Annotated in this window: 13 protein-coding genes; 8 read left to right on the top strand and 5 right to left on the bottom strand. The window is 40.1% G+C overall.

Features of this window, described 5'->3' with window-relative positions; genetic code table 11:
* Position 1: 1 nt before the first annotated feature.
* Entirely contained in the window at positions 2–2050 is a 2049-nt protein-coding gene (locus tag CH352_RS14730; RefSeq protein ID WP_100706777.1) for an adenylate/guanylate cyclase domain-containing protein, read from the bottom strand.
* 235 nt (positions 2051–2285) lie between these two features.
* Here CH352_RS14730 and CH352_RS14725 point away from each other — a divergent pair, with 235 nt between their 5' ends.
* Together CH352_RS14725 and CH352_RS14720 are read left to right on the top strand one after the other, a co-directional pair.
* The gene (locus tag CH352_RS14725; protein ID WP_100706778.1) at positions 2286–2516 is read left to right on the top strand and encodes a type II toxin-antitoxin system Phd/YefM family antitoxin; all 231 of its coding nucleotides are present in this window, start codon (positions 2286–2288) and stop codon (positions 2514–2516) included.
* On the top strand, positions 2517–2927 hold the full coding sequence (locus tag CH352_RS14720; RefSeq protein WP_100706779.1) for a type II toxin-antitoxin system VapC family toxin: 411 nt from the start codon (positions 2517–2519) through the stop codon (positions 2925–2927).
* Positions 2928–2929: 2 nt separating this feature from the next.
* On the opposite strand, the gene CH352_RS14715 is transcribed toward CH352_RS14720, so the two are convergent.
* Positions 2930–3289, bottom strand: coding sequence for an LIC12806 family lipoprotein (locus CH352_RS14715; protein ID WP_100706780.1), 360 nt, complete (start codon positions 3287–3289; stop codon positions 2930–2932).
* 4 nt (positions 3290–3293) lie between these two features.
* A complete protein-coding gene (locus tag CH352_RS14710; protein ID WP_100706781.1) occupies positions 3294–4286 on the bottom strand; it encodes a hypothetical protein in 993 nt (330 codons plus the stop codon).
* 106 nt (positions 4287–4392) lie between these two features.
* Here CH352_RS14710 and CH352_RS14705 point away from each other — a divergent pair, with 106 nt between their 5' ends.
* The 5 genes from CH352_RS14705 to carB all read left to right on the top strand — a co-directional run bounded on the left by CH352_RS14705 (position 4393) and on the right by carB (position 11370).
* Positions 4393–4584, top strand: coding sequence for a hypothetical protein (locus CH352_RS14705; protein WP_100706782.1), 192 nt, complete (start codon positions 4393–4395; stop codon positions 4582–4584).
* The gene (locus tag CH352_RS14700; RefSeq protein WP_165780183.1) at positions 4554–5156 is read left to right on the top strand and encodes a hypothetical protein; all 603 of its coding nucleotides are present in this window, start codon (positions 4554–4556) and stop codon (positions 5154–5156) included. Before CH352_RS14705 ends, CH352_RS14700 begins: the two co-directional genes overlap by 31 nt.
* Positions 5153–5746 (top strand): RsmD family RNA methyltransferase, encoded by a 594-nt coding sequence (locus tag CH352_RS14695; RefSeq protein ID WP_100706783.1) that lies wholly within the window; start codon positions 5153–5155, stop codon positions 5744–5746. The genes CH352_RS14700 and CH352_RS14695 overlap by 4 nt, the downstream gene beginning before the upstream one ends.
* Positions 5727–7988 carry a sulfatase family protein gene (locus CH352_RS14690; protein ID WP_100706784.1) on the top strand — a complete coding sequence of 754 codons (2262 nt, stop codon included), beginning with the start codon at positions 5727–5729 and terminating at the stop codon, positions 7986–7988. Before CH352_RS14695 ends, CH352_RS14690 begins: the two co-directional genes overlap by 20 nt.
* 70 nt (positions 7989–8058) lie before the next feature.
* A complete protein-coding gene (gene carB / locus CH352_RS14685; protein ID WP_100706785.1) occupies positions 8059–11370 on the top strand; it encodes a carbamoyl-phosphate synthase large subunit in 3312 nt (1103 codons plus the stop codon).
* 55 nt (positions 11371–11425) lie between these two features.
* Here the strand turns inward: carB and CH352_RS14680 are convergent, their stop codons facing one another.
* Positions 11426–11692 carry a DUF2442 domain-containing protein gene (locus CH352_RS14680; RefSeq protein ID WP_100706786.1) on the bottom strand — a complete coding sequence of 89 codons (267 nt, stop codon included), beginning with the start codon at positions 11690–11692 and terminating at the stop codon, positions 11426–11428.
* Complete coding sequence (locus CH352_RS14675; protein WP_100706787.1) at positions 11673–11918, bottom strand: DUF4160 domain-containing protein; 246 nt, start codon at positions 11916–11918, stop codon at positions 11673–11675. The genes CH352_RS14680 and CH352_RS14675 overlap by 20 nt, the downstream gene beginning before the upstream one ends.
* A gap of 246 nt (positions 11919–12164) precedes the next feature.
* On the opposite strand from CH352_RS14675, the gene CH352_RS14670 reads away from it, so the two are divergent.
* Positions 12165–12362, top strand: coding sequence for a hypothetical protein (locus tag CH352_RS14670; RefSeq protein ID WP_100706788.1), 198 nt, complete (start codon positions 12165–12167; stop codon positions 12360–12362).
* Positions 12363–12401 lie beyond the last annotated feature (39 nt).

Here is a 12401-nt window from a genome sequence, read left to right as displayed (position 1 = left end):
ATCAAACGGCGCTCAATTTTAGATTTAATTCCTTTCTTAAAGTCTCAAATTTTTCGTTCGGAGAAATTCCTTTTGCATCCACGGAAAGTTCAGGGCGAATAGAATTTACGAAATACATATCCACTTCTCCTTTTCCTTTTGCTTGGACCTTTCCTCTATGTTCGCATACAAAAAAATCTTTTACTAATTCGTAGGTGGAACCTGAAATATTTAAATGTCCAGGTTTACCGGAGGATTCCATTCTGCTTGCAAGATTGACTGCATCTCCCCAAACATCATATGCGAATTTATTAGAGCCTATCACTCCTGAAGTCACGGGTCCAGTATGAACTCCCACTCTTAGTTCCCAGAATGGAAGTCCTAATTGTGATTTGGTCTCTGCAATCTTATTCATGAATTTTAAAAATTCTAAACCTGCCAAACAGTTGTCCACTGCGTGAGTGGAGTTTGTATTTGGTATCCCTCCTGCACACATATAAGAATCACCGATTGTCTTAAGCTTTTCTAAACCTAAGCGGGAAACGATTGAATCGAATTCGGAAAAACAATTATGCAGATCTTCTACCAGATCTTTTGGTAACATCTCCGCCGCAATTTTAGTAAATCCAACAAAGTCCGTAAATAGGATGCTCGCAGATTCGTAATATACAGGAGTTACAGATCCTTTGGATTTTAATTCTTCAGCCACAGGTTTAGGAAGAATATTTAATAATAATAAATCTGTGCGATCTCTTTCTTCCGCGAGTTCTTTTGTTCTTTCTACAACCTTCTTTTCCAGATCGACTGATAATTCTTCGCTTGTATTGAATGCGGTTGCAATCCTTCTACCCAATGTAGCTGCGTCAGCAAACGTCAATAGGAATAGACCTGCTGGAGTAAGATATCCTGGTCCTATATGGAATTGGTAAAAGATAAAATCATTTACCACACAAGCGAAAAATATTCCTAAACCTAAGAGCATCATTTTTGCGCCCTGTAAACCTTTGAATATCGCTATGGTCAACATGATCATCCCATAAATTCCGGAGAATACGATCAGTGCCTGATAATAAGGAAGTGTGTAACTGAAAAGTGCCGGAGGAAGAACTATAATTGATAAGCATGGGGGAAGGGAGAGTGTAAATATGACGATCAAAGCGGTTTTGCTAAACTGAGCTGGATACAAAGCTCTAACAAACATCACCATGAACGGCACTCCCAAATAAAAGGAAAGATATTCTACTCTGACCATAAAATTCCAAGGAACATCCCTGAACATTTCACCAATAAATCTTTCCCCGCTTGTAAGTACTCTGGAAGTAATCACAAGACTGGTAAGAGAAAACCAAAGCACTTCCATTTCTTTTTTACGGAATAGAAATAGACCCAGATGATATAGGCCCATGATGAGTAAAGAACCGGCCAAAAACGCACTCGTAATCCTATTCTTGTCTCTCGCTGCAAAAATTTCGGAAGAATCTCCAAGTAAGATCGGCATTTGAAAACCGCCGTTTCGATGGTAATGATTCGAAATATGCATCACTAGATCCACTTGTTTGGAATGAGGAACGGAACTGGTTTGTGCAAGATACTCGGGACGTTCTTCTTCCGGAGAAGGTCCCGGATGCCCATTATACGCGACTAACTTGCCGTTCCAATATAAGGAATATGCAGAACCTTGGCCGTCATCTATTCGTATCGCAAGATCGGGAGTGTGTTCAGGAAGGTATAATCTTAGATGATAGGTGATATATCCTATTGCCGGTAAAGGTTCTCCTTTTAAAAGATGACCATTCCATACACCCGGAATGGAGATGAATCCGCTTGGATCTGAAACAAGATCTTCTTGGAAATTTTTAGGAGGAATGAGTTCCTTCCAATAATATCTCCAGTCACCGTTTAATTCCACTGTTCCGTCTTTTTCAAAATCCCAGGAGCTTAGATCTAAGGTGCCATTCTCTGCCTTAGGTCTTTCTTTGCCCTTTGCTTCGGCGCAGGAGGAGAAGAAGGATAGAAAACAAATAAGGATCCCTAAAATGAAAAAACGAGCCCGTCGACCTAAATCACTCATATACGTAGAAATCAATAGGGGAGAAAAAAGAAGTTCCAGCGAGCATTTTTTGCGATCCGGTCGGTTCTTCTGGAATTATTTCACAGAAGAATGTCGACATCACTCATTCGAGTAGCGTGCGAGCAGAATTGGTTTTTCTAAAAAGATTTTTGAAAATTCTCTCGAGAACAAAGATTCCGTCTTATTCGGATAAAAAAACTGGACATCTGTGACTGGTCATATTATGATTTGAGGCATGCAACTTTCTGCAGCAGAATTTAAAACCAAATGCCTGAGTCTTATGGACAGAGTCCAGGAAACCCAGGAAGAAGTGATTATCACTAAACATGGAAAACCAGTGGCTAAACTCGTGACTATAAAAGACAGCACAGCGGCCCGCTTATTCGGTTATCTAAAAGGACGGATCATAGAGAACGAAGATATCGTTCCGAGCCTAGGTTTACGTTGGGACGCGGATCTTAAATAGATGATCGTTTTGGATACTCACGCATGGATTTGGCTTATGGAAGGAGATCCTAAAATGGAAAAAGAACCCATTCTTAGGAAATTATACAGACATATTCCTCATAGAGGAATATTCATCTCCGAAATATCCGGTTGGGAAGTGGGGATGCTTGTTTCCAAAAAAAGGATACAGATCTCCGGAACATTAAATCGATGGCTGCAAGATGCATACAATGCTCCCGGCATCCAGCCTTATCGCTTAAGTCCTGAAGTAATTGTAGAAAGTGTAAACTTGCCAGACTCCTTTCACGGAGATCCAGCGGATAGAATGATCGTGGCAACTGCGAGAGTTTTAAATGCAGAGCTTGTCACTAAGGATAAAGAAATCATTAAATACGGCAAAAAGGGAAACTTAAAAGTAATTTCTATATAAGCTTAGAAAAGGTCTTTGATTGCCTTCCAAAGTTTAGCGTATTCTTTTTTTCTCTCGTCTTTATCTTTTAATTTTAATAATGTTTTTTGGAATCCGTTCGTACCTGTGATCTTGACCCGGTTTTCATTCAGGACTTCCACTTCATAAAAGACTTCGTCTACTTTATAGGAAAAATTCAAGGTACTTGTGGACTTCATTGGATATTCCTTATCTTCTAAGATCGCCTTAGAATTTCTGAAGTCCAGAAATACACATTGTGTGTTTTTGAGCATAGGTTCGCAGAATTTTCCCGCAGGAGGCGGAACCGGTTTTACTCCACATCCTAAAACGACTAAAAATATTAGGGAGAGAGAATATTTCATTTTCTTAATCCTCTATGGGCAATTTGGTCTTCAGGGTTTGGTTTTTGGAAAGTATCTCTCTTGCAAGTTGCAGAACTTCTTCCTTTCTGTCCCCAGAATTTGGATAATATTCTTCCAATAATACGATCGCTTTCGGAGAAAGATTTTGGTAATAGAATATCCTTGCCTCTAAAATTTTAGAACTTCCAGTTAGAAAATCGTCGTTAGTGTTCTTGACCCTTCTTAGATAATTTAAAGAAGAAACATATTGTCCCGCTCTAAATTCAGACAATGCGATCAGAAAATCGGACTCTCTTGCAGAAAGTAATAGGGAACCTGAGATGTCCTGCCTAGAGAGTATTTTTTTTAAGAATTCCGTGTTCCCGGAAAGTGCGCTTCCTACCAAGCAGGTCCAAGCATAGCCCGACTTTAATTCAGGACTCAATTTTTCCGGTTCTATAGAGATCAGAAGTTTGTTTAATGCAGAACGACTCAATTTCTGTCGGATAGATTCTCCGAACGCGATTAAATAACGATTGTCTGTCGATTCTAAAAATTCAGGATCAATTGCCTGCGCTCTTAATGCCTGTCTATATGAATCTTCTACAAGAGGAAGATAAGAACTATCTTGCTCTAAAAATTCCTGGAAGCCTGTGTATGCAATTTTTGAAAGAGTAACCGAATCGAACCTAAAACCTAATAGTAAAAATTCGTAATATCCCGAAAGAGCCGCATAATGATAAGAGATCCCTTCTTTAGGATTAGAAGTCACAAAATCTTTGGCTGTAGATTTGAATTCTTTGATCTCTCCTTCTTTTGGCTCACCTTTTACGATCCCTTCTTGGAGTAGCTTTCTTTCCTTTTCGAGAAGTAAACGTCTATCTCCTGCGAACAGGTTTTTGATATCTTGCCTGAAAAAAAATGCGATCCCCGCTAAACCTAGTAGGATCAAAAAGAACACTAACGGTTTGTAATTCGCTTTTTTTCTGTAACTTCTGTGGTTGGCTTGGTAGAGCATGTATAAAGTCAGATTCTAAAAAAAGCCCGGACCTTTCACTTATTTTTTGGGGTAGGAGTTCCTACTCTAGCTTGACTCTCGGACCCCTCCTGGATTCCGTGTAAATATGCCTTATAATTATGATTTTGACGAGGATTACGAAACAGGTGGCGACGAGGATTACCTCGACGAGGACGCCGTAACTTTTGTATGCGAGGACTGTGATCATCGTTGGGAAGATGATACGGAAGGATCCTATGACGGCCCAGAAAATCATATTTGCTCCATGTGTGGCTCTTCAAACGTAATCGAGCTTTAATCTTTTTGCGGTCCGGCTTTTTTTCTAAAGCATCGTTTCGGGCCGCTTTCCTAATACTTACTGTAATCTTTTTATTCGCGATCCCTATTCATTCGGTTGATTTCGATCAAGTGTATGAATATTATAAAAAGGGAAACTACGATACCTTAGTAAAAGTCTCCAGATCGGGTCTTCGATCCGGAGAATTGGATTATAAGATCCTATTACTATATGTTGCTTCTGAATCCAGTTTAGAAGAGATAGATAAAACTCTTTTAAGTATTTATTCTAGGTCGAAGGAACAACCTTCTATTTTTTATAATTCCGTTTTTCTATTTTTAGAGCGTGCATTGGTTTTAGAATCTTATGAATCAGGGACTCGCTGGGGAAAAATTTTCCTGAATAAGGGAGAGTCTTCTGTTCGGTACTCCGAAGGTGTTTACACATATGCATGTATATTGTATTCTTCTCAGGAATACGAGGCGGCGAGTTCCGTTTTGACAAAACTTAAATCTGTGCCCGCGGATTCTAAATTGGGAAAGCGCATCCGGATCCTAGAAATAGGTCTGGAAAAGAGAAAAGAGGAAAAATGAAACCGGGAAAAAAATTAAAAGGTTCAAAGGGTTTAAGGATCCAAACCGGGGAATTAAAGGGGAGATTAATTCCTTCTCCGGTGAGTCCTGAGGGTAAGAGTAATTTTACTCCTGCAATCATTAAAAAATCATTATTTGATATCATTGAGTCTTTACAACTGCAAGGTCGTTTTAACTTGGAAGAATCCGCATTTATAGACCTATTTGCTGGTTCCGGGCAAATGGGGATCGAATCCTTGAGTAGAGGTTTTGCAAGAGCGGTATTTTTGGAACTTGCCTGGGACAGATTCGAAAGTCTGAAAGGTGTTTTGGATAAATTAGGAAAACCTCATTTAGTTTTACGTAAAGATGCGTTTCGATTCTATTCAGGATTCGATATTCCTGAAAAAACAAAAGTGTATTTTATGGATCCCCCTTATTCTTTCTGGGATAAGAAGACTGAAAAACTGAAAAAAGTAGTAGAAGAGATCGCCCAAAACGAACCAGGTGTGGTGGCTATCATTGTGCAGTCTCCTCTTCCTTTGAACTGGGAAGGATTTTCTCCTCGTTCTTTCGGCAGGAATACTTTGAATGTCCGAGTTCTGGCCTAAATTTAAAAACCTCATCCGATCAGAGTTTAACTCCGGAAATCCTTGGATCCATTCGGGGATTTTCGTGTTTGTTCTGACCCTTCTTTGTCTTCTTACCAATACTTCCTTGCATGTAATGGGAGTGGATATCAGCGAATTTATTTCTCTTTTCTATGGATTGATCCCTTTATTACTGAGAGACTTAGGCGGGGTATTCGTTTCTTCTTATGCATTTTTTGTAGGGGTGGCGATTTTATTTTTAGGTCCTGATTTTTCGGAATGGAAAAAAGGAAAGAAGATTGAGATATATAAAATTTATTTAATTCTCTTTTCCGTATTGTTCCTTTTGTTTTGTGGATCCGTTTCTGAATACCCTCAAGTATATGGAGAATTTTTCTATTATAGACATTCTTGGATGGTCGGTTTTTTATATTTTATTACGGACCATTTTTTTCCCTTTTTCTTTAAAACAGTTCTATTTTTATTTTTAGCCGTTCAAGTAGCTCGGACAGGATCGTATTTTTGGAAATCCAAATCTTATGTATCGTCGATCAGATATACTGTTTTTATAATATTCTTCTTCTCCTTTCATCTTTTCGGATCTGCTTGGGGTGTTTTATGCGCCTCCGCTTTTTATACTTTAGATATTCGATTTTCTCGTTCTAAAAAGGATCTGATCTTTGCGGCTGTTGCACTCTCAGGTTTTGTATTTTCATTTTTTGCAGGATATCAGCCAAAGGATGCCATATCTAAAGATGCCTTGGAACATTCTTCCAATACGAATGTGCTTATCATTTCTGCAGACAGCGTCCGCCAGGACCAGTTAGGCTTCGTAACAGGTGAGAAAGATAAAACTCCGAATATAGATCAATTGGCTTCCGAGTCTCTTGTGTTTTTGGATCATCATTCTACAATTCCTAGAACATTTCCTTCTTGGGCGGATTTTCTAAGTGGAAGATATTCTTTTGAACATGGGATCCAGGATATGTTCCCGGATAAAGAAGATCGTTCTAAATTAGGGAATTCCGTTCCCACACTTCCAGGTATTTTAGGAAAATCTCATAGAACATTTGCTGTGTCTTCTTTTGCGGGGGATATTTTTCCTAGAGCGAACTGGGGGTTCCAAAATGTATACGCTCCTAATTTCAGCGCGGAGACATTGACCCAACAAAGAACGATTGAGTCTCAGGTTTTTTTTCTTCCTGTTTTGACCGGGACTTTTTTTGGAGGAGGCGAATATCTTTCTTCTATCCGATCTCTTCCGAGCCTGGGCGACGATTCTCGCGTTCTTCCCGATCTATTTTCCGTCTTCGATAAAAAGGATCGTCCATTTTTTGCTCTGTATTTTTCTTCGGTAACTCATTTCCCTTATAGTCCACCTTATCCTTTTTATAAGAATACTGATCGCCACTATTACGGACCTTCTAAATATTTCCGTTTCGTGGATCCGAGTAATTCGGAGAAGCCTGATAAAAAAGAACAAGAACAGATACGTTCTATCTATTCCGCCTCTCTGACCGCTTTTGATTTTTCAGTCGGGAAAATTTTGGAAGAACTGAAAAGTAGAAATTTATACGACGATACACTTATCATTCTTACCTCCGATCATGGAGAGTCCTTATTTGAAGAGGATCATAGTCACGGCCATGGAGAACATTTGAGAGGAGAAGGTGTTACCAAGATCCCTCTCATCATCAAGTTTCCCAAATCGTTCGAAAGAAAAGAAATTCGCAATTTTAAAGGAATTACGAGTTCCATAGACGTGTTTCCAACGATCTTGTCAATTGTGGGAGTTCCTACTGGCGAGGGATTATCTCTCCGGGGAAAGGACCTAACCAAACTCCCTAAACAAGATAATTGGGCGGAGGATCGCTCAGTCTATTCGGAGACTGGGATTTGGTTTTCGGATCGGGGAGATCATTTTTTTCAAAAAGATAGGATCCGTTATCCGAATATTTTGGAACTACATACAATCGATCCGAATGACGGGAATAGTGTGACTGTTTCCGATCCTTACGCGAAAGAGACTGTCCTATTTTCCAAACATAGAATGCTCCAAACCAGGACCAAAAAGCTGATCTATGTTCCAAGTCCAAATGGAGTTTTATATGTCTGTTACGATCGGATTTCCGATCCATGGAACACGAATCCGCTTCCGGCTTCTTATTGTGGAGATTTGCAGCGTAAGTTGGAACTCCTACTGGTAGGTTCTGGAAAATGGAAGAAGGCGGGAGACTATTTCCTACCAAAAACAGATCCTTGATCGAACTGTTTTTTCTTTCTGCTTCGGAAAGACTTGAAGTACAGACCAGAATAAAAATCCTGGAAATAATATGCCCAAAAGGGAAGATCTCCGCTCCGTTCTGATCCTGGGATCCGGGCCGATCGTTATCGGCCAAGCCTGTGAATTCGACTATTCCGGCACCCAGGCCGCCAAAGCTCTTCGTGAAAAAGGAATTCGAGTCATTCTTCTCAATTCCAATCCTGCTACTATCATGACTGATCCAGATCTTGCGGACGCCACTTACGTGGAACCTTTGACCGTTTCAGTCGTCCAAAAAATTTTGGAAAAAGAAAAGCCGGATGCGATCCTACCTACCGTAGGAGGTCAAACAGCGTTAAACCTTGCATTGGCCTGTCATAACGCTGGGGTATTAGAAAAATATAATGTAGAGCTGATAGGCGCCAAAATAGACGCCATCAAAAAAGCGGAAGATAGAGAACTTTTCAAAAGAGCAATGGAGAAGATCGGGGTAAAAGTCCCTCGTTCCGGGCTTGCGAATAATTTAAAAGAAGCGGCAGAGATCAAAGCTCAGATCGGACTTCCTCTAATCGTAAGGCCTGCATTCACTCTGGGTGGAACCGGAGGCGGGATTGCCTACGACGAAGAGACCTTCGACGAAGTAGTTGGTAAGGGTCTCAAGGCTTCTCCTATTAGCCAGGTATTATTAGAACAATCCGTTTTGGGTTGGAAAGAATTCGAGTTAGAGGTCATGAGAGACCTCGCAGATAACGTAGTGATCATTTGTTCTATTGAGAATATAGATCCTATGGGAGTTCATACTGGGGATTCCATCACAGTTGCTCCTCAGCAGACTCTTTCCGATAAGGAATACCAAAATTTAAGAGATATGTCCATCAGTATCATCCGGGAGATCGGAGTGGAGACAGGTGGATCCAATATCCAATTCGCAGTGAATCCGGAAGACGGCGATGTGATCGTGATCGAGATGAATCCTCGAGTTTCCAGATCTTCCGCACTTGCTTCTAAGGCCACAGGATTCCCGATCGCAAAGATCGCTGCGTTACTCTCCATTGGTTATTCTTTGGACGAGATCAAAAACGATATTACAAGAGTTACCCCTGCTTCTTTTGAACCATCTATAGACTATGTGGTGACCAAGATCCCAAGGTTTGCTTTCGAGAAGTTCCCTGGAACTGATGACACTCTAGGAGTCCAGATGAAAGCCGTGGGTGAAGCCATGGCAATCGGAAGGACTTTTAAAGAAAGTTTCCAAAAAGCAATGCGCTCACTAGAAATCGATAGATTCGGTTTCGGTTCAGATGGAAATTTTGCTGAGTTAGTCGAATTCCACTCTTTATCCGTTCCTCAGAAAAAAGAAAGGATCGATTCATTCTTACGCAGACCGAATGATAAAAGGATCTTCTATGTTAAAAAAGCATTGGAAGAAGGTTACAGCGTAGAGAGGATCCACGAACTTTCCAAAATAGATCCTTGGTTCTTATATCAATTCGAAGATCTACAGAATTTAGAAAAAGAATTCATACAAAAAGGAAATTCTGTATTAGGAAAATTGAAAAAAACGGGATTTGCCAACAGACAGCTGGCTTATCTTTCTAAAAAAGCGGAGATAGAAAAAATTCTTTCTTCTTCCCAAACTCCTGATAAGAAAAAAGCCGAGATAGGTTCCATTCTCAAAAGAGAAGAAAAGAACCTGGAAGAAGTATTAGAATCTTCTAAAATAGAGCCTATCTATAAGAGGATCGATACTTGCGCAGGAGAATTCGAAGCTTATACTCCTTATTTTTATTCTTCTTACGATGAAGAAGACGAAACAAACGTAACTTCTAAAAAATCAGTAATCATTCTGGGTGGCGGGCCGAACCGTATTGGACAAGGAATCGAGTTCGATTATTGCTGCTGCCACGCATCATTTGCTCTTCAGGATCTGGGAGTGGAATCCATTATGGTGAATTCTAACCCGGAAACAGTTTCTACCGACTATGATACTTCCGACAGGTTATACTTCGAACCTCTGACCTTAGAGGATGTGATACACATCTATAAAAAGGAAAAACCGGACGGAGTGATCATTCAATTCGGCGGACAGACCCCACTTAAACTTGCAAAAGATTTAGAAAGTAGGGGAGTCCCGATCTTAGGAACAAGCCCAGATTCCATTGATAGAGCGGAAGACAGAAAACGTTTCGCTGAAGTATTAGAAAAACTGAAATTGATCTCTCCTAATAACGGGATCGCTACCTCGGCCGAGGAAGCTAGAAAGATCGCAAATAATATAACCTATCCGGTGTTAGTTCGTCCGAGTTACGTATTGGGTGGAAGAGCGATGCTTATCATCAGCGAAGAAAAAGAGCTGGATAAGTATATGGAGAAGGCTGAGGAAATTTCAGAAGACAGGCCGCTACTCATAGATTCCTTCTTAGAAGACGCAGTAGAAGTGGACGTAGACGCACTTTGTGACGGCAAAGATGTATTTATCGCAGGTATTATGGAGCATATCGAAGAAGCCGGGATCCATTCCGGAGATTCTGCATGTGTTCTTCCTCCTCAATCCTTATCCAAAAAAGTATTGGATGATATCAGAAGCGCAACAAGAGCACTTGCATTAGAACTACAAGTCAAAGGCCTTATCAATATCCAATACGCAGTTAAAGAAGAAGTTGTCTATGTGATCGAGGTAAACCCTCGAGCTTCTAGAACAGTTCCTTTCGTATCCAAAGCACTTGGCCATCCGATCGTAAAATACGCTACGCGTATCATGATGGGAGAGACATTAAAACAACTTCCTCTTCCGAAAGAAATGTCATTTCCGACCGTAAACGTGAAGGAAGCAGTATTACCTTTTAATAAATTTCCTGGAGTGGACACAATCCTCGGCCCTGAAATGAGATCCACAGGAGAGGTGATGGGAATCGCCGACACTGCAGGAGAAGCGTTCTTAAAATCCCAATACATGGCCGGAGAGGAACTTCCTTCTCAGGGGACGGTATTCGTTTCCATAAACGATAAGGATAAAAAAGAATTATTAAAGTATATCAAAGATCTGTCTGATTTAGGATTTATCCTGATCGCTACCGAGGGGACTCATAAGTTCTTATCCGAAAATGGAATACTTTCTTCTAAGATCAATAAGGTATATGATAACCAATTTCCGACCGCTCTCGATTATATCCGCGAGAACAAGATCCATCTTATACTGAACACACCTCTTAGCAGAGTGACTAGAGATGATAGTTTTGCGATCCGCCAAGCAGCGATCCGTTATAAGATCCCTTGTTTGACTACAGCAAGCGCAGCCAAGGCTCTTATCAAAGGAATGGTGGAAATGACCGATAAAGGATTCACCATTCGTTCCCTACAAGAGATCCATGCTAGTAAATAGATTGGCGACTTCTCGAACCGCGCTCTCCGCTCAATCAGCGAAGCATCATAAGGATTTATAATTTTTTATTATATGAGGCGAGATCGCCATTTCCTAGCAAGAGACCAGGAACACTAATATCTTCATCTAAAGCATCCCAATGAAGACCTATACCACCTCCGCTAATTTCATATCTTTCAAGTTGCTCTTTATTAGCCTTTCTTAATCGAGGAAAATAAGCAAGTGGAACTGATAAAGTCCTGCCATCATATAAAGATAACCAAAGATTATCTTCATCAAACCAAATTTTTTGAGCTTTTGCTTCAGATACCGAAGAAATCATTCCATTTGCCTTCTATGAGAATTAAATTTTTCTCAATCTCTCCTTCAATCCAATTTAATTCTTTGGAATTAAATCCGTAGTTAGCATCTAACATTACGCTTGGTTTTAGCCAGAATTTTGCTAATTTTTCTCCTCTTCTCACATGAATGTGAATTGGTTCTCGAGGATTTCCTTCGTTTGCAAAAAAGAAAAACTTATAACCATCTCTTTCAAAAACTTTTGGCATTCAATCAATGCTTAATAATACACTATTTAAAGCAATAGATAAACTATTTATATGTATAGTTGTATTAGGGGAAATCTTTAGCGTTTCAATTCTCAAACTTTAGCCCGAGCAAGATTAGTGAACTGCCTATCAGAATCTTTTCCATATTTCATTAGTCTAGTCTATATTTGGATCTATTAGAATTGAGTCTCAAAATCAATTTTACAATTTCCAACAAAAAGAAATCCTGAGGGAAAGAGGACAATCATGGAAGAATACTGCCGCCCGATCCGGATCTCCGAAAGAAGCTACTTTATAGTGGATTTATGCGCCAATTGCGGACATGTGCATCTACACTTTGAGAACGGCTCCCTGAAAATGGATCTTCATAAGTTGGAGGACCTACATAAAACGGTCCAGGACGCTCATGCTTGGATCTTGGAAGAGCTCGCCGGGTATAATTGAGGGTATGAGTTCCTACCTGATCTTATTCAATACGACATA

The sequence above is a fragment of the Leptospira hartskeerlii genome (assembly GCF_002811475.1).
Taxonomy (GTDB): Bacteria; Spirochaetota; Leptospiria; order Leptospirales; family Leptospiraceae; genus Leptospira_B; species Leptospira_B hartskeerlii.
This window is presented reverse-complemented; position numbering and strand designations above follow the sequence as displayed.